Genomic DNA, 21,866 nt, shown 5'->3' with positions numbered 1-21,866 from the left:
TTTTAATCCTTTGGTCTAAAAATAAGAATTTCTTTACTTTTTTGAATTTCTTCCTTGTTCATCATCATTTTCCTGAACTTACCATCCACATACATTTGCGCCTGGTCTTGATAATGCCTACTAAAAGGATTTCCTGATTGGCCAGTGGGCAATATGCTTACACTGTTTTCCACATCAGAAAAATCTATTATTCTTCTGGTAGATGGTCCAGAACTGGTTTTGTACAATCCCGTATCATCATAAGGAAAGGCCATATTACTGATGACTTCCCTAGACCCCTCAACCTCAAAGGGACCTACGTTAAAAAATGAGCGTAATGCAGCAATCTGACCTATAGGATGGGTGTGCTCCAAAGTATGTACTTTTTTCCATTGCCATTCATTAATATTGGTACCAAAATCATCCCTTAACGAAACAAGAGCCTGTTCAAATGAACTATTGACAATATCTTTTATTGTTTCCTCACGGTCATTGGTCTCAACATCATCCCACCATACAGAAGCATCATTTTTGGACAAAGGTGCAATAACCCTTTTCATTAGATGGGTACTTAAGAACTGAGAGAACAACTCATCACCTAGTTCATCTTTAAAAGTTTGCTTTAAAAGATAATATACCCAGCGGTTATATACCGTTCCTTCAATAGATGAAAGCTCATAGTTGCCATCCCACAGATTTAATAAATCAATGACCTTTAATTCCTTTTCCTTCAAGGTAGAAATATCAATATATTTCGTTAGATTATAGACGATTTCGGGTTCTACCGAGGAGGTAACATCTGTAATCATTTGAGTGGCCGAATTCAAGTCCCAGTCATTTTTAGGCTCCAATAATTCTACGATTCTTTTAGCCCTGTTCTCTGGTAGATAGTAACCAGGATAAAGCATACCCGCTATGGAATCCGGCTGATTATTGGCAGAATATACATAATGGGAAGGCGGATTTATGGCCTGTGGATTTTCATGAAAGGGCAACCATTCCTTTTCTACGGGAAGCCCCTGCCCTTCTTCATAGATAAATTTTGTATGGACCGAATCAGGAATGTGATAAAGTTTTGCCGTAGCGAACCAGGCAATATTACCTTTTGCATCGCCATACATAACATTTAGACCAGGCGCATGAATTTTAGGCAAGGCAGATTTAAACTGTGTGATATTTGTGGCAAAGCTTAAATTAAACAAAGCATCTATAACTTGGTTTTTCGTTTGCGTATAAACCCATGACATGGCTATGGGCCTGTCTCCGGTTATTTGGTCCGCAATTCCATTTAAGACAGGCCCATGAACCGTTTTACGATACTTAAAATTTACAGCTTGTGCATCTTTGACCTTAATGGTCTTTTCTACAATTTCATAATCGACAAACCCATCTTGTGCCCAATATTGGTCCTTATTCGTAGGGTTTGGCCGTTCGTAATAAAAGTCTACATCATCATTCTCAAACATGGTCAACCCATAAGCAATTTCCCTATTGTGACCCAGTAATGGAAAAGGAATACCAGCTATATGATATCCGTATTTAGTATACGATGGTGTTTCTATATGTGCTTCATACCAGACAGATGGTTGCGCAAAACCTATATGTGGATCATTCGCAAAAATTACCTTTCCGTTTTTTGTTTTTTCAGGAGCAATGACCCAGCTATTACTACCTTCAAACAACGGAATTTCCATATTGCCCAATGCATTATTAACCATTGCAGTTAATTGATTTTGAACGGAATCATTAGAAGTTGGGTTATAATTTTTTATCCATTCCGTATCTATATTGGAACCCACCTGAAGGTCCATTAAATATTCCGGCCCTAATTTTGCATGAATAGTGGTTAACAATGGATCTGTTTTATGTGCCATGGCAAAACTAAAGGCCATATAACCAATGGTATTGTAAATATCCTCAAGGACAAAATCTCGCTTGTCTATACCGGTCAAATAAAACTCTATAGGGGTTGGGCCTTCCGCGATAAATTGATTAATACCCGATAAATAGGCCGAAGTCAATTCAACTCCTTTATTTTGTCCATCTAAATTGGCGACCGTTTGCTTAGTAGCGTCTGAAATACCCAATGACAGAAAAAATTTATCGGTATCCACCAAATCCGGACCAAATACTTCGGAAAGTCCACCACTTGCTATTCTTCGTAATAGCTCCATTTGCCATAAACGGTCCTGGGCATGTACGTATCCCAATGCCCTGAAAGCATCTTTTTCGTTGGACCCGTAAATATGGGGAACACCATAATCATCATAATAAACACTTACCTCCTGTTGTAAACCTGAAAGTTCCTTATTGCCAGAATAATCAGGCTTAAGGGTATAGGTAAATATTCCTACTGCTATAAGCAACAAGACAATGATGACCAGCAAAAATTTGCCAATTTTTTTTAATGTTTTCATAGTTATTTCGGGGAAAGTTATTTCCACCAAGTTATAACTATTTTTAACATAAAGGGCTCGCAACTCTGCTTTTTACTGACAAGTAGTCAACATCTTACAAAATTAAAGGTCTATTTTGCATTCCCTAGGCCTTCTAAAAGCCAATTTTTATACGTGGGAATATCAGTATTCTGTATAGCAGTATTCAAGACCTCCAAATCTGGGGACAACAGCACATAATAAGGTTGGGAAATTGAATTAAAATTTACTTCCTGAAACGTACCCCATTTTTGCGCAATATTATTGATTTTCTTAACTCTACCACTTTCAAATTGGAAATTGAATTTTTCGGATTCCGGTAATTCCTTTCTATCGTCCGTATATAATGAAATCAATACAAATTCATTTTTAAGCAATGGATATATTTCGCCATCGCTCCATACGTTTTCCTCCATCTTTCTACAATTCACGCATGCCCAGCCGGTAAAATCCAATAAAATGGGCTTATTGACCTCTTTGGCATATGCCAGACCACTCTCAAAATCCTTAAAACAATCTATACCTAAGGGACAATCACTTTCCTGTTCAAAAATGCTATAAAATTCCGGTGGCGGAAAACCGCTCAATAATTTTAGGGGAATAACCTTTATAATGCCCAATACGAGATACATGGTAAATACCAAACTGACCACCCCAGTAAATTTACGTCCAAGCGATAGTTTTTTTACCGGTGCATCATGCGGAAATTTATAGAGTCCAAACAAGTATAAGGTCATAGCAACACCAAGAAGAATCCAGATTCCTAGGAAAATTTCCCGTTTTAAAATTCCCCAATGACCTACTAAATCTGCATTGGAAAGAAACTTTAAAGCCAGTCCTATTTCCAAAAACCCAAGCACCACTTTTACGGTGGTCATCCATCCACCAGATTTGGGCAAGGAATTCAACCAAGCCGGAAACAATGCAAAAAGTCCAAAAGGCAATGCCAATGCCACACCAAATCCGGTCATTCCAGCAGTAAGGTTGGTAGCAATTTCACCCTCTGCCAAGGTTGTACCACCTAATAGACCGCCCAATATTGGTCCAGTACACGAAAAGGAAACAATGGCCAAGGTGACCGCCATAAAAAATATACCCAAGACCCCGCCAACTTTTGAAGAGGCAGCATCCATCTTATTGGCCCATGAGCTAGGCAGTGTTAATTCATAATAACCGAAGAATGAAAACGCAAAAAATATAAAGATGATAAAAAACAAAAGGTTCAACCATATATTGGTGGCTATGGAGTTTAATATCTGCGAATCTACAGAATCAAATAAATGAAAAGGTAAGCTTAACAAAAAGTAAATCAGCACAATAAAAAAGCCATACAGAAGTGCATTAATAATCCCCTTTGATTTTTTCTTGGTCTGTTTGGTAAAGAACGATACGGTAAGCGGTATCATAGGAAATACACAAGGTGTCAATAAAGCAATTAATCCGCCAAGAAATCCCAGTCCAAAAATTACCCAAATATTGGTACTGGCCGTAATATTCTCCTGCCCTTTAACAAGAAGTTCCTTGTTCGTTAAGTCTAACCGAAGTTCCTTGCTCAACGCCAAACTTCTATCATCTATCGTTACCTCCTTAGCTTCTGCCGTAGAACCATCCAACCTAAAAACAAATTGCTTGTCCATAGGAATACATACCTCCTTACATACCTGAAAGAACAAGTCTACCACAATTTCATTAACAACGGTATCCTTTAATTTTATACGCTGTGTAAAAATGGCATTGTCCTTAAAATAAGTCTCGTCCACTTCAAAAATATCACTATACTCAACAATAGTTTCGCTTTCATTAGTGCCCCCTATCAACTCATAGACCGTTCCATTGCCATTATAAGTAAATTCACTTGGCAAGGAACCATTTTCTGAAGTAAACTGGGAATACACATGCCATCCATCCATGATATTGGCTTTCATAACCAAATCATATTCCGTATCTGAAATTTTATTGACCTGCTGTTCCCAAACTACCGGATTTTCATCTGTCTGTGCTTTTACGGCAAATGGCCATACACACAAAAAAAGAATGAGCACTAAATTTTTTATCATGTTATTTCTATTTTTAAAATCTTTTGGGCATTATCCACGACCTTAAATCTATTGTCCGCACGCATTCCTACAACCCAAACAATCTGATTTTGCGAGCATAACAACCAAATATTCTCTTTTGATAGGATATCCAATTTTTCATCCTTAAAAAATTTGGCCAATTTTTTTTTGCCATTTAACCCTATTGGATAAAAGTAGTCGCCTTTTTTCCATTTCCTTAACGTCAAAGGATATTTTAACGTATTTTTCTGTACGTAAATTATGTCTCTTGAATTATCATAACGTTGGGAGACCTCTGAAAATTTAAGTGATACCGGGTGTTTAACAACTACTGCATCCTCCCTAATATCATAAGAATGTTTATCATTATGAGTTTGTACATGAGAGAGCAATAAAAACTCACGATTCTTTACCAAAATATGTGTATTGGACCGAATAAATTTACCGCTTATTCCGTCCAAAATGGATTCAAGATTATCCAGTTCCCTAAATCCGTATTCATAAAATAGTCCATGTAAGTAAGTAGACAATGGATGTAGCTTCTTTAATTTGATAATAGGGATTTGATATCCATTTCCCTGTGGAACGAACAATTCTTTCTTTAATTCTTCTAGATATGCATTGGCTATCGTGTTGGTTTGTTCTAAATACCGCAATGTATTTTTAAAATTCTCCGAAAAGGTTGGGTGAAGTTCCTTTAGAATTGGAACAAGATCGATCCTAATTTTATTTCTAAGATACTTGGTATCTGCATTACTACTATCTTCCCTCCAACGTATAGCATTGTCCTGTGCATAGGAAGCCAACTGCTCCCGTGTAAAAGGTAATAATGGCCTTCTTAAATATGTTGTTTTGGCCGGTATTCCCGTTAGGCCTTCAATACCGCTTCCCCTTGATAGGTTGATCAAAAATGTTTCAAGATTATCGTTGGCATGATGTGCGGTCAACAATAATGAAATGTTTTGTTCCCCTAAAATTTTACGAAACCAGGCATAACGCAATTCCCTACAGGCCATTTGCATGGAAACTTTATGTTGGTTGACATAGCCCAAGGTATCAAAACGGGTTACAAATATTTGACTATTAAGTGATTTTGCCAATGATCTTACAAAATCTTCATCTCCATCACTGGCATGACCACGTAGGCCAAAATTGCAATGTGCCATTGAAAACTGCAAACCTAATTCCTTACAAAGTACGCAAAGAACCACACTGTCCAATCCACCACTACAGGCAATTAAAAAGTGATCGGTCAATAACTCCGGAAAGTCTAATTCAATATGTTCCCTAAAGGCTTTTAACACGGGATAAAGGTACAGAAGTCACATAAGATTATTAAAAACATATACCAGTATTTTTGAGCTTACTATTTTAATGGTATAGAATTAATGCACAAAAAGAAGCTTTACCTAAAAAGACATGTCATTTTTTTTAGATTTCTTTACTTTCACTAAAATATACTATACTTCTACGTCTACATTACCTCCCTATCCGCTTTAATTCTTTTCAACTACATTTTCCGTCTTAAAGCTATCACATAAATGTTGCCAATTATACCGTTACAACTCCATACCGCACATTCCTAAAATAGGTCAAATGACCTACCATTAAAATTTATTCATGCCAACTGCAGAGTTAACTTGACCAACCTATCATTGTTAGATTTTGAAGATTTGATACTCACAAATATCAAAAGCAAACCCAAAAGCCCTAATTTATAGAAGATTAGGAATTTATTTAAAATACGGAATACCTTAACTTATTTTATCTAATTTTGCGCCAGTGAACATCCAAACATACTGTTATAGAAGTATATAGGATATATTAAAAGTAATGAGCAACGCTAGAACCAGATTGTTTTTTTTGGATGCCATACGCGCTTGGGCCATTTTGATGATGCTACAAGGGCATTTTATAGATGGACTTTTAGACAATGCCTTTAGGGATAGCTCAAATTTAGTGTTCAGCACTTGGAAATATTTTAGGGGTATTACCGCGCCAGTATTCTTTACCGTATCCGGATTCATTTTTACGTTCTTATTGATTCGTTCGCCCCAAATGGGCTGGAACAATCCCCGTGTAAAAAAAGGTTTAAAAAGAGGATTGGAGCTATTGGCAATCGCATATTTGCTAAGAATGAATCTTTTTGGCCTGTTCAAAGGGGAAATTTATGATTCATTTTATTTGGTGGATGTTTTACACTGCATAGGTCTTTCATTACTATTTATTATAGCGTGCTATTTACTGACGTTTACCAAACAAAAATGGATTTTCCCTGGTGTATTGGCAGGCACAACGTTGGTTTTGTTCATTTTTGAGCCGATTTATAAATCAATGAGCTTTGAGATATTACCTCAATTTCTCGCCAATTACTTTACAAAAGCACATGGTTCGGTATTTACGATTATACCATGGCTGGGCTATGCCTCTGTAGGTGGATTTCTTTCCGTTATTTTCACCAAGTTTCAGGAACACAAAAAGTTGTACACCGTTCTTATACCAGCATATATTGGTGTTGGATTGACCTTGATTTTTCTTTCATCGGATTTTTTCTATACGGTTCACGAGATGACCGGTATAGCTTTATTTGAAGCGATATATTCTAACAATTACCTATTTATTAGACTTGGTGATGTGTTATTGGTCTTTTCCCTATTTATTCTTCTTAGAAGTTTCTTAATGAACGCTACGTGGTTAAAAATTGGTCAGAGCACATTGTCCATCTATGTGATACATTTTATCATTTTGTACGGTAGTTTTACAGGAGTAGGCCTATATAGGTTTTTTCATCATTCCCTAACTCCGTGGATAGCCATTCCCGGGGCAATAATGTTTATGTTCATTTGTTCTTTTTTGGCCCTGAAATATGAAGACCATAAAATAGAATTTAAAGCCGGTATTTCTTCCTTTTTATCCATAGCAAGGATTTATTTGGAACAATTTGCACTAATAGCCTTTGAAGTCTTAAAAAGCGTTACGGAAAAGGTATTACGCACTTTAGGCCTAATTAAAAATTAATTTTTGTTCATAAAAAAAAAGCAGCCTGTTCAAGGACTGCTTTTTTATTTAATTATTGCAATCAATATTTATATATGCAGTGCGCGATCGTCAGTTGCGGCCAACGCTGCCTCTTTAACGGCTTCCGCATAAGTTGGGTGTGCGTGGCTCATACGCGAGATATCTTCTGCTGAAGCCCTAAATTCCATAGCTGTAACCGCCTCTGCAATTAAATCGGCACAACGTGCCCCGATCATATGAACCCCTAAAACCTCATCGGTCTTTTTATCGGCCAATATTTTTACAAATCCATCCGTGTCCATACTGGCCCTGGAACGGCCCAGTGCACGCATTGGAAACTGGCCAACCTTAAAATCAACGTCCGCTTCCTTCAACTCTTCCTCGGTCTTACCTACAGCGGCAACCTCTGGCCATGTATATACAACGCCCGGAATCAAATTATAATCAATATGGGGTTTTTGGCCCGCCAATTGTTCTGCAACCAAAGTACCTTCCTCTTCTGCCTTATGTGCCAACATTGCACCTTTTATAACATCACCTATAGCATAAATGTTATCTACATTGGTCTTTAAATGCCCATCTACGATCACTTTGCCCCTATCATCCAAGGCAACTCCTGCAGCCTCAACGTTCAACCCGTCTGTAAATGGTCTACGTCCAACGGCCACTAAACAATAATCCCCTTCAAAAACAACCTCTTGGCCTTTTTTGTCATCAGCCTTTACTATTACCTTATCCCCTTTTCGTTCAACGGATTTAACTTTATGGGATAATGCAAACTTTATCTTTTGCTTTTTCAACACTTTGGTCAATTCTTTGGAAAGGGCACCGTCCATTCCCGGAATAATACGGTCCATAAATTCCACTACCGTAACCTCCGCACCAAGACGCTTATACACCTGACCTAATTCAAGGCCAATAACCCCACCGCCAATTACGATCATGTGTTTGGGTACCTCTTTCAACTTTAAAGCCTCTGTAGAAGTAATGATACGTTCTTTATCCAATTTTATAAAGGGTAAGGTAGAAGGTTTGGAACCTGTTGCTATAATAATATGTTTAGCTTCAATATCTTCTAACTTACCATCGTTCTTTTTAATAGAGACATGTGTTGCGTCCTTAAAGCTCCCAACACCCTCATAAACGGTAATCTTGTTTTTATCCATTAAAAACTCAATACCCTTAGTAGTCTGATCAACGACACTTTGTTTACGGGCAATCATTTTTTCCAAATTGACCTTTATTTCTCCCGGTATTTCAATACCGTGCTCATCAAAATGTTTAATGGCATCCTCATAATGATGTGAAGAATCCAACAACGCTTTTGAGGGTATACACCCAACATTTAAACAGGTTCCGCCCAAGGTGGAATATTTTTCAATTATTGCTGTTTTCATTCCTAGCTGTGCACAACGTATTGCCGCTACATATCCACCAGGTCCAGAGCCTATAATGGCTACATCATATTGATCCATAAAATATTTGTTTTCTAATGTCCTACAAAATTAATACTATTTTTAGTTTTACAGGGGTATAGCCGTAGAATGCTTTACCTCTTTTATGGTAAAAGAACTCTGTGTACTACCAATATGGCTCATAGCCGTAAGTTTATTGACCATAAAATGACGGTAAGCATCCATATCCTGCACATGTATCTTCAACAAATAATCATAGTCACCGCTTAAATGGTGGCACTCTACTACCTCTTGTAATCGTAATACCTGAGCCTCAAACTGAGCAATATTATCCTTGACATGCTGTACTAGTTTTACATGGCAAAAAACGGTAAAATTTCTATTGACCTTGGCCTTGTCCACTAAGGCTACATAATTCCTAATGGCCCTGGTACGTTCCAAACGCTTTATACGTTCATAGATTGCGGTGGTTGACAAACCCAATTGCAGTGCATATTCCTTATTGGTTTTCTTGCTATTGTCCTGTAAAAGAGCCAATAGCTTAATATCCTTATCGTCTAGTTTCATTTTGATTAATTATCTAAATAACAGATGTAATAGCTGTAAATATAAATTTAAAATCTAAAAAAATATATATTATAGAATTAAAATCTACAATTGAACAAATGCATTGACAATTATTTTACTATAGACTAGATTTACTTAAAATATTATTCATGAGCACAAAGCATAGTAACAACTTACAGGACCTTCAATATTTTGGAGAATATGGTGGAGTCAATCCATCTATTTCGGATTCATCTACCTATACCTTTATCTCGGCCAAAACCATGTTCGATACCTTTGAAGGTAATACGGAAGGGTGTTACCTATATAGTAGGCATTCCTCACCGTCCAATCTATATCTGGGCGAAGCCTTGGCCGCACTGGAAGGCACGGAGACCGCTAATGTTACGGCAAGTGGCATGGGTGCCATTACTGCAGTAATACTACAATTGTGCAATACCGGTGACCACATTATTAGTAGCAGGACCATTTATGGAGGTACTTATGCGTTCATGAAAAACTTTTTGGTCAAATTGGGGATAACCACCACATTTTTGGATATCACAGATTTAAAAGCGGTGGAGAATGCCATAACCCCAAATACTAAAATGATCTATTGTGAAAGTGTGAGCAATCCCCTATTGGAGGTAGCCGATATTTCTGCGCTTTCGCGCATTGCCAAACAGAACACCTTACCATTAGTGGTTGACAATACGTTTTCACCGCTTACCGTATCTCCTGCAAGACTTGGTGCCGATATTGTTATCCACAGTCTTACCAAATTCATTAACGGAACCAGTGACTGCGTTGCCGGTGTGGTCTGCGGCTCAACCAAATTTTGTTTAGCCCTTAAGGATGTGAACAATGGAGCGGGAATGTTATTAGGAAGTACTTTGGACAGTATGCGGGCAGCATCTATCCTTAAAAATATGCGCACCTTACACATTAGAATGAAACAACATAGTGCAAACGCACTATACTTGGCCAAAAAATTTGAACAAGACGGTTTAAGGGTCGTATATCCTGGGCTTTCATCTCACCCAGGTCATTTAATCATGGAAGACCAAATGAATCCGGAATATGGTTATGGCGGATTATTGACCTTAGATGTAGGGACATTGGAAAATGCCAATACCTTAATGGAATTAATGCAAGAACGAAAATTAGGCTATTTAGCGGTCAGTTTAGGGTTCTACAAAACCTTGTTCAGTGCGCCTGGAAGTTCTACCTCTTCAGAAATTCCTATTGAGGAACAGGAAGAAATGGGCCTTGGAAACGGCCTAATTAGATTTTCCATAGGTCTTGATGACGATATTGAACGCACGTATTCCATGATGAAAAAATGCCTTATGGATCTTAAGATATTGGATTCCACCGGCATAAAAGCCTAATAATCGATTTTATAAACGGTTTGCACATCAATCCCATAAATCGTAATATTACGTAGAATCCAAACTCATCTTTAATGGCCGACCATAATACCAATGAGCATAGAAAAAATGAACATATTGTACAGAACAGGGAACTGAGTATTTTAGAAGCTCTCATTCCGGTTATAGCCTTAGTAGGAATGCTAGCCTATAATGTATATGTTTTTGGGGATGATGCGTTAAGCGGGTCCAATCAATTCATACTATTATTAGGAGGCGCCATAGCCGCAATTGTAGGTTTTTTTAATAAAGTTTCCTATAAACAAATGTTTGCGGAAGTGGCGGAAAATATAAAAGCTACGACCGGAGCATTACTGATCTTATTAATGGTTGGCGCCTTGGCCGGTACTTGGCTGGTAAGTGGTGTAATACCGGCTATGATCTATTATGGTCTTCAAATTTTAAATCCCACTATATTTTTGGCCGCCTGCGTTATCATCTGTGCAATCATATCCGTGGCCACCGGCAGTAGCTGGACCACCTCTGCAACAGTTGGTATTGCCCTTATAGGTATTGGTGAAGCCTTAGGTGTTTCCTTGGGAATGACGGCAGGGGCCGTATTATCCGGTGCATATTTTGGAGACAAATTATCTCCTTTAAGCGATACTACAAATTTAGCACCGGCAATGGCCGGTGGGGAATTATTTACCCATATTAAATATATGTTATGGACAACGGTTCCAACAATTTCAATTACGTTATTGGTGTTCGTAATTATTGGACTTAACATAGATACGAGCGGTGTAGCGGATATCGACTCCATTTTATCCTCTATAGACGCCACCTTCAATATAAACGGATGGTTATTTTTGGTTCCAGTGGTAGTCGTCGCATTGATAGTAAAAAAAACACCTCCATTGGCCGCATTGCTCATTGGTACCTTGCTGGGTGCATTATTTGCCGTCATTTTTCAACCTGAGGTCGTTGCAGGAATAACGGACAGTAAACAGCTAGATTTTCATTCGGCCTACAAGGGTATATTACAGGCAATTACTGTTAGCACTGAAATTCCAACGGACAACGAGGTGTTGAGCGATTTGTTTTCCGCAAAGGGAATGGCCGGTATGATGGGTACTATTTGGCTTATTGTCTGTGCCATGGTTTTTGGCGGAATAATGGATGGTATTGGAGCATTGTCCCGTATTACAAAGGCCTTATTAAGTTTGGCTAAATCTACATTTGGTCTATTCTTTAGTACAGGTATAAGCTGTATTGTGCTAAACGGTACTGCATCTGATCAGTATTTGGCCATTGTGGTTCCGGGCAAAATGTTCGCCAAAGCATTTAAGGATAAAGGTCTAGCTCCTGAAAACCTGAGCAGGACCTTGGAAGATACGGGAACGGTAACTTCCGTACTTATTCCTTATAATACCTGTGGAGCATATCATAGCGGTGTATTAGGTGTTAGTGTAGCGGAATACTTTGTATATGCAATTTTTAATTGGTTAAGCCCGATCATGACTTTTATATTTGCCGCCCTCAATATTAAGATCAAACGCATATTCACCAAATAACTCATTTGCGCAGTTTGCTTATAAGTTCCTACCCTGGTCGTTAAAGTAACGATCTGATAATTTATGGCACCTATAATTAACACTTCAACAAGAAAAACATACAAATTCTTACGCCATTCAAAATAGTTATTCTTGCATTGAAAATTCTAATTTTGAATGCTGCAATACAGGTTTTCATGCACTAATTTTGCCTTACAAATAAATCAATAAACGAAAACATATTATGGCATTTGTAGGAAAAAAATTCCCAAATCTAAGCGTTAATGCAATGAACGAAATGGGCGATACTTTTAAGATCAACGTATTGGAAGAAGCTCAGAAAAACAATAAAAAAGTAGTTCTTTTTTGGTACCCAAAGGATTTCACTTTCGTTTGTCCTACCGAACTACATGCTTTTCAAGCAGCTTTAGGTGAGTTCGAAAAAAGAAATTCAATGGTAATTGGAGCGTCATGTGATACCGCAGAAGTTCATTTTGCTTGGTTAAGTACAGACAAGGATAACGGAGGAATTGAAGGTGTTACCTACCCTATTTTAGCAGATAGCAACAGAAATTTAGCGGCTACTTTAGGTATTCTTGACACAACAAATAAAGAATACGATGAGGTCAACGATATCATTACCGTTGAAGGTGATAATGTTACTTACCGTGCCACTTACTTAATAGATGAGGAAGGAACCGTTTTCCATGAGGGTATCAACCATATGCCTTTAGGTAGAAATGTAAACGAATATCTTCGCTTAATAGACGCTTACACCCATGTACAGGAAAAAGGAGAAGTATGTCCTGCCAACTGGGAAGAAGGTAAAGAAGCAATGTCCGCCAATAGGGAGGGTGTAAAATCCTATCTGTCCGCACACGCTAACTAAACAATTTTTATCATAGGGCATGAATGATTTCATGCCCTTGTTAATCCATTAAACAATTGAAGTTATGTTACTAGAACTAGAAGAAGATAATCTACAGGAAATTATAGCTAATAATGATAATGTTGTTGTTCAGTATTCGGCCACTTGGTGTGGTAACTGTAGAATCATGAAGCCTAAATTCAAAAAAGAGGCTTCAACCAATGAGAACATTACCTTTGTCATAGCCGATGCCGAAAAATTCCCTGCCTCAAGAAAACTTGCCAATGTTGACAATTTGCCAACGTTTGCATCTTTCGAAAAAGGGAAATTAAAGAATCAGGTCCAGACCAATAAATATGACCTTTTAAAAGAATTGATCAGTGAGGTTGCCTATAATTAAATTACTGACGGAATTTATTGAGGAAAAGGACAGTGATTACGTTCTGGAAACCATTGAAACCTTAGAAGCCCTTACGGAATTACCCTCATTAAAAGATGAAGAGCTTGATGTTATAGGAGAATTGATTTCCAATATGTACGGTGCTCTTGATGTAGCGCAGAGCATACAGGATGGTATTCCAAAAAAAGATGCCATGAACCAATTTATGCAACGGGTTCTTGGTTCCATAGATAAATAAAATACCCTAATAAATTTTTAAGGTTCTTTCATGCATGAAAGAACCTTTTTTTTATCCTTTAATTTACGTTTAAGCTTTATATTTTTTAATTTCACAACTTTAAATCTTAAACTTAAAACATGGCTTCCGTAACACTAAAAGGCAATACCGTACATACTATAGGATCATTACCGACTAATGGTAATAAGGCTCCAGAATTTGAATTGACCAAAAACGACCTATCTACCGTTAAACTTTCGGATTATTTAGGTTCTAGGGTAGTTTTAAATATTTTTCCAAGTGTGGACACTGGCACCTGCGCACAATCCGTAAGACAATTTAACCAAGAAGCTGCAGAGCTGGACAATACCATTGTATTATGTGTTTCCAAGGATTTACCATTTGCCCAAGCAAGATTTTGCGGTGCGGAAGGTATAGAAAACGTAGAAATGCTTTCAGATTTTAGGGATGGCAATTTCGGTAAAGCGTATAACGTGAATTTCTCTGATGGACCATTAACACCACTACATTCCAGAGCTGTCGTTGTACTGGATGAAAAAGGAAATGTCATCTATACGGAACAAGTAGCGGAAATAACCGAAGAACCTAATTACAAGGCGGCATTAGAGGCGTTGATGAATTAAAAATAAATCCATGCCCAAAGAATCCTTTTTGGTCAACCGTATCAAAAGTGTTGGTTTCGCCTTAAAAGGAGCCTGGTTATTGGTACGCACCGAAGCAAGTATAAAAATCCAAGTGGTCATTGCCATAGTGGTTACCATAGCCGGTTTTTATTTTGAAATTTCAAGCACGGAATGGATTCTGCAGATTTTTGCCATTGCCCTAGTTTTAGGAATAGAAGGCTTAAATACGGCCGTTGAAAAAATATCAGATTATGTACAGCCAGAATTTGATGTTAAGATAGGCTTCATCAAGGATATTTCTGCCGGTGCCGTTATGCTGGTTTCAATAGCTTCGGCAATTATTGGGCTCATCATTTATATTCCTAAGATTTTCCAGTAAGCGCCAACATTTCCAATTGCTCAACGTAAATTTGTAATTTAGCACCAGAATAAAAGATTTAATGGCAAAGAAGGCAACTAAATCAAAGCCAAAACCTACTAAAAAAGGAACATCGTTTAAATTGTCCAAACAGAATAAAATTATTTTGGGCAGTTTACTCATGCTTTTTAGTATTGCATTGTTTTTTTCATTCATATCCTTTTATTTTAATTGGCAAGATGACCAAAGCCTATTGACGGAATTTAAGGACCGTAATGAACTTGCCAAGAATTTATTGAACAAATTTGGTGCTAGCATCAGTCATTTTTTCATGTATAAAGGCTTTGGACTGGCCTCGTTAATTTTCCCGTTCTTAATTTGTATAACCGGCATTTATCTATTTTTAGGATTGCCTTTAAAAGCCCTGATCAAAAAATGGATATGGGGGCTTTTATTTGTAATATGGATTTCAATCGCGTTAGGGTTCTTTGCCATTGAAACCCCTTTATTAGGTGGATTGATCGGCTATGAAATGAATGACTTTCTGCAAGACTACGCCGGCAAAATAGGAGTATTGTTATTATTGCTCTTTGGACTGATTTACATTGTGGTCAGATTATTTGAGCTTACGCCAGAAGCTATAGGCTCATTCTTTAAATCAAGAAAAGAGGCCATTTCATCAGAATTTAAGGCAAGTAAGGAACGAAAGAAAACACTTGCAGAGGAAGAAGAGCTGATAACCTCTTCCTTAGAGGAAGAGTCCCCTATTGTAGTTGATACCTACACTCATAAAACCGAAATCCCCCACTTAGAACCAGAAACGGAATCCAAGGATTTTGAAGTTGTTGCCCCTGAAGAAGAGGAAACCTTGGATATGGAGGTGGAACAGGTTATTGAAGAACCTGAGGAATTAGATTTATTGGCCAATAAATTGGTCGACGACTTTGGTGAATTTGACCCTACGCTAGAACTGGGTAATTATAAGTTCCCAACCATAGAATTATTGGATCAACATGGGGTAACCGGTGGTATTACCATAAACCAAGAAGAATTAGAGGAAAACAAGAATAAAATTGTAGAAACCCTTAAAAATTACAAAATTGGGATTGCCCAGATTAAAGCAACCATAGGACCTACCGTTACCTTATATGAAATAGTACCGGAAGCCGGTATACGTATTTCCAAGATAAAAAACCTTGAAGATGATATTGCCCTGTCGTTGGCGGCCCTGGGCATACGTATCATAGCACCCATACCGGGTAAGGGCACCATTGGTATTGAGGTACCCAATAAAAACGCGACTATAGTCTCCATGCGTTCGGTAATTGCGTCAAGCAAATTTCAAAAGGCCGAAATGGAACTTCCCATTGCATTTGGAAAAACGATCAGTAACGAAACTTTTGTAGTTGATTTGGCTAAAATGCCTCACTTGTTAATGGCAGGTGCCACAGGTCAAGGTAAATCCGTTGGTTTAAATGCGGTATTAACCTCGTTATTATACAAAAGGCATCCAGCTGAGGTTAAATTTATTCTTGTTGACCCCAAAAAGGTAGAATTAACCCTTTACAATAAAATTGAGCGCCATTTCTTGGCCAAACTACCCGATTCAGAAGAAGCGATAATTACGGACAATACCAAGGTAATCCACACCTTAAATTCCCTTTGTATAGAAATGGATAATAGGTATGAGCTCTTAAAATTGGCTATGGTCCGTAACCTTAAAGAATACAATACTAAGTTTAAAGCGCGTAAACTTAATCCGCATGACGGACATAAATTTTTGCCCTATATCGTTTTGGTGATCGATGAGTTTGCAGATCTGATCATGACCGCGGGCAAGGAAGTAGAAACCCCTGTTGCAAGATTGGCGCAATTGGCAAGGGCCATTGGTATCCATTTGATCATTGCAACACAACGACCATCCGTGAACGTTATTACAGGTATCATTAAAGCTAACTTCCCGGCAAGGCTCGCATTTAGGGTAACTTCCAAAATAGATTCAAGAACTATATTGGATACTGCTGGTGCCGATCAATTAATTGGTCGGGGTGATATGTTGTTTACCCAAGGTAATGATGTAACCCGTATTCAATGTGCTTTTGTAGATACTCCAGAGGTAGCTAAAATTGTTGAGTTCATAGGCAGTCAACGAGCATATCCAGATGCCCATGAGCTACCTGAATATGTTGGCGAGGATTCTGGCACGAGTCTTGATAACAATGTGTCTGAAAGGGACGCTAAATTTCGCGAAGCTGCAGAAGTTATCGTAATTGCCCAACAAGGCTCCGCCTCATTGATTCAGCGTAAGTTGAAATTGGGATATAACAGGGCTGGCAGAATTATTGATCAGTTAGAGGCAGCAGGAATTGTAGGTCCATTTGAAGGCAGTAAGGCAAGACAGGTTTATGTAACGGATATTGCCGCCCTTCACCAAATTTTGGATAATGAATAATATTAAAAACATGATGAAAAAAATTATTATTGTATTTACGGCTATTTTAATGACAACTTTAGCCAACGCACAAAGTTCAGATAAGGCAAAATCATTATTGGATGAGGTATATGCCAAAGTAAAGAGCTACGACAATATATATGTAGATTTTAAATTTGACCTTAAAAATGCGGAAGCGGGTATAAATCAAGAGACCAGAGGTGATGTAACACTTTCCGGCGAAAAATATATATTCAATTATTTAGGGTCCCAACAACTCTATGACGGTAAGAAAGTGTATACCATTGTGCCTGAAAATGAAGAAGTGACCATTGAAGACCAGTCTGATGACGAAAACGCCATGACCCCTTCTAAAATGTTGACATTCTATAAGGAGGGCCATAATTATGCATGGGATATTTTACAGAATGTGCAGGGTAGAAAAATTCAATATGTAAAATTGACCCCAATAGATTCTGATACCGAAATAAAATCAAGATTATTGGGAATAGATATGGGTACAAAGCATATCTATAAACTAATTGAAACCGGAAAGAATGGCACAAAGACAACGATCACTGTTAATTCTTTTAAAACAGACCAAGATTTGTCCAAAACCTTATTTACTTTTGATGAAGCTAAATATAAGGATGAAGGCTATTTCATTCTAAGAAATTAGATCTATTGAGAATTCTAGACCGTTATATCCTATCAAGGTTCGTCTTTAATTTTGTCAGTTCGTTTGTAATATTGATGTTTATCTTCATATTTCAAACGATCTGGTTATTTATTGACGATATTGCAGGTAAAGGTCTGGATATCATCATTATAGGAAAGTTTCTTTTCTATCTACTACCAGACCTTACCGAAAAAGTTTTACCATTAACGGTACTATTATCCTCTATACTTACTTTTGGGTCCATTGCAGAAAATTATGAGTTTGCAGCAATGAAGGCTTCGGGTATTTCGTTGCAGCGCTCAATGTTGAGCTTGATAATATTTGTGGTCCTATTAGGGGGTGTCACCTTCTTTTTTGCCAATAATGTAATTCCCCTATCCCAGCGTAAAATATACAATCTTAGGAGAAATATTGCCAAGGTAAAACCTGCCGCCGTTGTAGCAGAAGGTGTTTTTAGTGATTTTGAAGGGATGAACATTAAAGTGGATGAAAAATATGGGGAGAACGATCGCTTCTTAAAAAACGTCATTATCCATATAAAGTCCAAAACCAATTTGAATACTACGGTCATTAAATCCAAAACGGGAGAATTGATTAGTAGTGAAGATTCTGATTTAATTCAATTGGTATTACATGACGGGCATTACTATGAGGATATTGTCACTAAAAGTAATGACAGCAAAATGCAGTTCCCCTTTGCACAAGCCAATTTTGACACCTACACCATGAATATTGAAATTCCCGACATCAACAATGATGAATTGGAAGAGGAACGGGACATCAGTACGGATAAAATGAAAAACATTTCAAGGTTGTCCAAGGATATTGATTCCTTACGGGGAGACAATTACAGGATAGTACGTGCGTTTTCAAAAAATATTGAGAGTAGAATTGGCCTATTTGCTCCTTTGGTCATTAAAAACACAGATTCCGTTAAAGCAGATATGGTTTCCAAAAAAGATTCCATTACCGCGGAAAAAGCAAAATTGGCCAGAGCAAACACCGCCTTGCAAGATTCTATAAAAGAAAATTTCCTTGTGCTTTTCCCAGAATGGCAACAGTTGCAAATACTAAGCAGTGCTAAAAATGCAACCAGTAGTATTTTAGGTTCCGTAACCGGTAAAAAAGAGGAAATGCAAAAGCGTTATAAAATATATAACATGCACATACTTTCACTTCATAGTAAGTATGCCTTGGCATTTTCCTGTATTATATTATTTTTTGTGGGTGCCCCTTTAGGTGCAATTATTAGAAAAGGCGGACTAGGTTTACCCATGGTTATTGCCATAGTGCTGTTTCTTATCTACTATTTTATAGGTGTTTTTGCCGGAAATTATTCCAAAGAAGGAAATATTCACCCTATGTTAGGTGCCTGGATAGCTACATTGATTATGCTGCCGTTAGGAATATTTTTAACTAAAAGGGCAACGGAAGATAAAGGAATGGTAGATTTTGGTTTTATAACCGATTTCTTCAAAAAATTATTTAAGAAAAAAGACAAAAGCTGATTGTTAACATCATGACAGATCAAATTAAAATACAATTAAACACTATTGAGGAAGCTATTGAGGACATCCGTTTGGGAAAGGTCATTATAGTGGTCGATGATGAGAATAGGGAAAACGAAGGGGATTTTTTGGCTGCAGCCGAGCTGGCAACCCCAGAAACCATAAATTTCATGGCTACGCATGGCAAAGGACTTATATGTGCACCGTTGACCGAAGGTAGATGTAAGGAATTAGGACTTCAATTAATGGTAAATACCAATACCGATCCGTTTGAGACAGCTTTTACGGTTTCCGTAGATTTAAGGGGCAATGGAGTAACCACTGGTATATCGGCTTCTGACCGTTCCAAAACCGTTTTTGCCCTTACCGACCCTAATACCAAACCTCATGATCTGGTAAGACCTGGACATATTTTCCCATTGGTTGCAAAAGAAGGCGGTGTTCTTCGCAGAACTGGACATACAGAGGCAGCAATTGATTTTGCTAGATTGGCCGGTCTTAAACCTGCCGGTTATATCGTTGAGATAATGAACGATGATGGCAGTATGGCGCGTTTACCCCAGTTAATAGAAGTGGCCAAAAAATTTGACCTAAAGATCGTTTCTATAGAAGACTTGGTAGCCTATAGAATGGAGCATGATAGTTTAATTGAAAAAGAAACAGATTTTAATATTAATACGAGGTTTGGCGAATATAGGTTAAGAGCCTATAAGCAAACAACCAATAACCATGTTCACCTAGCATTGACCAAAGGTACTTGGTCTGCAGATGAGAAAATTCTAACTAGAATAAACTCTACCTTGATCAACAATGATATTTTAGGAACCTTGACCCATAATCCCGATGAAAAATTGGAGGATATGTTCAAAAAAGTGAATGATGAAGGTAAAGGTGCCATTGTTTTCATTAATCAAGATGTAGAATCGCTTAATTTACTATCTCGATTAAAGGAACTCAAGGAATTGCAAAAACAGGGAATAATGAAGGCTCCAAAAATTGAGATGGACAGTAGGGATTTTGGTATTGGTGCCCAAATACTACATGACCTTGGTATTCACAAAATGAAATTAATGACCAATAGTCTACAGACAAAAAGGGTGGGTATAATAGGATACGGTTTGGAAATAGTAGAATATGTATCCTACTAATTTACGAAAGCAGCCCGGTTAGTACATCTTTCATTTTATCCGCTCGTTCTTTTACCTGTTCTTCAGTCCAGCTAAGTTTAATGAGACAAGATATATTTCTACCTACCCAAACATCAGATTTTGAAAAGTCGGCCTTGGTATAATCCGGTAATTGGTCCAATACTTCTTGAGGCAATTTCCCCAACGACTTGGTATGTGTAAGGTGCTCCCATTTCCTGTAATAATGCCAATTATTGTCATACCAATAAAAACATGCATCCAAACCAGCGTTGGTTAACGCCTGATGCGCTTTTTTGGCCAACTCGGTTGTCGGCATGTAAAAATTCAAAAAAGAATAATTTTCAACTCCACCATGGGGTACTCTTCTAAAAGTAATTCCCTCAATGGGAGCTAATAGGGTTTTTATAAGTGTATAATGTTTTTCCTGAATTGTCAAAAATTCATCTAAACGCTTAATTTGAGCACAGCCCACGGCAGCGTTTAATTCGGATATTCTATAGTTATATCCTAAAAACGGATGGCTTTCCGCTCCCCTATTCGTTCCAATATGATCATGGCCATGATCGGAGAAATGATCAGCATGCAATTTAAAAGCATCGTTATTGGTAATAAGCGCTCCACCTTCTCCACAAGTAATGGTTTTGACATAATCAAAAGAAAAACATCCTAAATCACCATAACTTCCTAAAGGTTTACCGTCGTAACTACCTCCAATTGCTTGGCATGCATCTTCCAAAAGCAATAACCCATGTTTTTCACAAATGGATTTTAACGCACCCAAGTCTGCCATGGAACCGCACATATGAACAGGCATTATAACCTTTGTATTACTGGTAATTGCCTCTTCTACCGCAGCAGGATCTAAAGTTAAAGTATCATCAACATCTACCAAAATAGGCACTGCTCCTATTGCCAAAATAGATTCAAAACTAGCAACAAAAGTAAATGTGGGCATAATGACTTCATCTCCCGCACCAACACCGGCACTGGCAAGGGCTACCGTTAACGCCGCAGTTCCACTACTCACCAATTGAGCGTGTTTCACCATCATTCTTTTAGCCAATGCCTGTTCTAGCTCAACCGCTTTCCACTGACCGTTACGCATACCGTCAAATCCATAACGCATTAGAACTCCGGTATCCAATACCTGTTGTACTTGACTTTTTTCTTTTTCCCCAAACAGTTCAAACCCTGGCATTTTATTACATTTTATTGTTGTACAAATCTTGTTTAAATAATT

The 21,866-nt window shown here is 37.8% G+C and carries 18 protein-coding genes; 12 read left to right on the top strand and 6 right to left on the bottom strand.

Annotation, left to right across the window (positions count from 1 at the left end):
* Positions 1–2: 2 nt before the first annotated feature.
* From JM81_RS01005 to tilS, 3 genes are all read right to left on the bottom strand, one after another.
* Complete coding sequence (locus tag JM81_RS01005) at positions 3–2,396, bottom strand: penicillin acylase family protein (RefSeq protein ID WP_144800338.1); 2,394 nt, start codon at positions 2,394–2,396, stop codon at positions 3–5.
* 110 nt (positions 2,397–2,506) lie between these two features.
* Positions 2,507–4,471: a protein-disulfide reductase DsbD family protein gene (locus tag JM81_RS01000; RefSeq protein WP_144800337.1), complete on the bottom strand. Its 1,965-nt coding sequence runs from the start codon at positions 4,469–4,471 to the stop codon at positions 2,507–2,509.
* Entirely contained in the window at positions 4,468–5,775 is a 1,308-nt protein-coding gene (gene tilS / locus JM81_RS00995; RefSeq protein ID WP_144800336.1) for a tRNA lysidine(34) synthetase TilS, read from the bottom strand. The genes JM81_RS01000 and tilS overlap by 4 nt, the downstream gene beginning before the upstream one ends.
* 529 nt (positions 5,776–6,304) lie before the next feature.
* Between tilS and JM81_RS00990 the strand changes: the two genes are divergently transcribed.
* On the top strand, positions 6,305–7,489 hold the full coding sequence (locus tag JM81_RS00990) for a heparan-alpha-glucosaminide N-acetyltransferase domain-containing protein (protein ID WP_144800335.1): 1,185 nt from the start codon (positions 6,305–6,307) through the stop codon (positions 7,487–7,489).
* Between the two features lie 68 nt (positions 7,490–7,557).
* On the opposite strand, the gene lpdA is transcribed toward JM81_RS00990, so the two are convergent.
* Both lpdA and JM81_RS00980 read right to left on the bottom strand, forming a co-directional pair.
* A complete protein-coding gene (gene lpdA, locus JM81_RS00985) occupies positions 7,558–8,964 on the bottom strand; it encodes a dihydrolipoyl dehydrogenase (protein ID WP_144800334.1) in 1,407 nt (468 codons plus the stop codon).
* A 48-nt stretch (positions 8,965–9,012) separates the two neighbouring features.
* Entirely contained in the window at positions 9,013–9,471 is a 459-nt protein-coding gene (locus JM81_RS00980; RefSeq protein WP_144800333.1) for an Lrp/AsnC family transcriptional regulator, read from the bottom strand.
* 149 nt (positions 9,472–9,620) lie between these two features.
* On the opposite strand from JM81_RS00980, the gene JM81_RS00975 reads away from it, so the two are divergent.
* From JM81_RS00975 to ribB, 11 genes are all read left to right on the top strand, one after another.
* Positions 9,621–10,841 (top strand): aminotransferase class I/II-fold pyridoxal phosphate-dependent enzyme, encoded by a 1,221-nt coding sequence (locus tag JM81_RS00975; RefSeq protein WP_144800332.1) that lies wholly within the window; start codon positions 9,621–9,623, stop codon positions 10,839–10,841.
* 74 nt (positions 10,842–10,915) lie between these two features.
* Positions 10,916–12,394, top strand: coding sequence for a Na+/H+ antiporter NhaC (nhaC, locus tag JM81_RS00970; RefSeq protein WP_144800331.1), 1,479 nt, complete (start codon positions 10,916–10,918; stop codon positions 12,392–12,394).
* 223 nt (positions 12,395–12,617) lie between these two features.
* Entirely contained in the window at positions 12,618–13,262 is a 645-nt protein-coding gene (locus JM81_RS00965; RefSeq protein WP_144800330.1) for a peroxiredoxin, read from the top strand.
* 64 nt (positions 13,263–13,326) lie between these two features.
* Complete coding sequence (locus JM81_RS00960; protein WP_089261395.1) at positions 13,327–13,641, top strand: thioredoxin family protein; 315 nt, start codon at positions 13,327–13,329, stop codon at positions 13,639–13,641.
* On the top strand, positions 13,622–13,879 hold the full coding sequence (locus JM81_RS00955; RefSeq protein ID WP_089261397.1) for a DUF6952 family protein: 258 nt from the start codon (positions 13,622–13,624) through the stop codon (positions 13,877–13,879). Before JM81_RS00960 ends, JM81_RS00955 begins: the two co-directional genes overlap by 20 nt.
* 119 nt (positions 13,880–13,998) lie before the next feature.
* Positions 13,999–14,502, top strand: coding sequence for a thiol peroxidase (tpx, locus tag JM81_RS00950; protein ID WP_144800329.1), 504 nt, complete (start codon positions 13,999–14,001; stop codon positions 14,500–14,502).
* Between the two features lie 10 nt (positions 14,503–14,512).
* Complete coding sequence (locus JM81_RS00945; protein WP_144800328.1) at positions 14,513–14,881, top strand: diacylglycerol kinase family protein; 369 nt, start codon at positions 14,513–14,515, stop codon at positions 14,879–14,881.
* A 61-nt stretch (positions 14,882–14,942) separates the two neighbouring features.
* Positions 14,943–17,312, top strand: a complete 2,370-nt coding sequence (locus tag JM81_RS00940) for an FtsK/SpoIIIE family DNA translocase (protein WP_144800327.1) — start codon at positions 14,943–14,945, stop codon at positions 17,310–17,312.
* Between the two features lie 13 nt (positions 17,313–17,325).
* Positions 17,326–17,970 carry a LolA family protein gene (locus JM81_RS00935; protein WP_089261615.1) on the top strand — a complete coding sequence of 215 codons (645 nt, stop codon included), beginning with the start codon at positions 17,326–17,328 and terminating at the stop codon, positions 17,968–17,970.
* A 74-nt stretch (positions 17,971–18,044) separates the two neighbouring features.
* Entirely contained in the window at positions 18,045–19,478 is a 1,434-nt protein-coding gene (locus JM81_RS00930; protein WP_409994641.1) for an LptF/LptG family permease, read from the top strand.
* Between the two features lie 11 nt (positions 19,479–19,489).
* Positions 19,490–20,626 carry a 3,4-dihydroxy-2-butanone-4-phosphate synthase gene (gene ribB, locus JM81_RS00925; RefSeq protein WP_144800325.1) on the top strand — a complete coding sequence of 379 codons (1,137 nt, stop codon included), beginning with the start codon at positions 19,490–19,492 and terminating at the stop codon, positions 20,624–20,626.
* 1 nt (position 20,627) lies between these two features.
* Here ribB and JM81_RS00920 read toward each other — a convergent pair whose 3' ends face one another.
* On the bottom strand, positions 20,628–21,824 hold the full coding sequence (locus tag JM81_RS00920; protein ID WP_144800324.1) for a DegT/DnrJ/EryC1/StrS family aminotransferase: 1,197 nt from the start codon (positions 21,822–21,824) through the stop codon (positions 20,628–20,630).
* Positions 21,825–21,866: the final 42 nt, after the last annotated feature.

The sequence above is a fragment of the Maribacter sp. MAR_2009_72 genome (assembly GCF_007827235.1).
GTDB lineage: Bacteria > Bacteroidota > Bacteroidia > Flavobacteriales > Flavobacteriaceae > Maribacter > Maribacter sedimenticola.
Note: the sequence above shows the minus strand (reverse complement) of the source record. Positions and strands in the feature narration are given on the sequence as shown.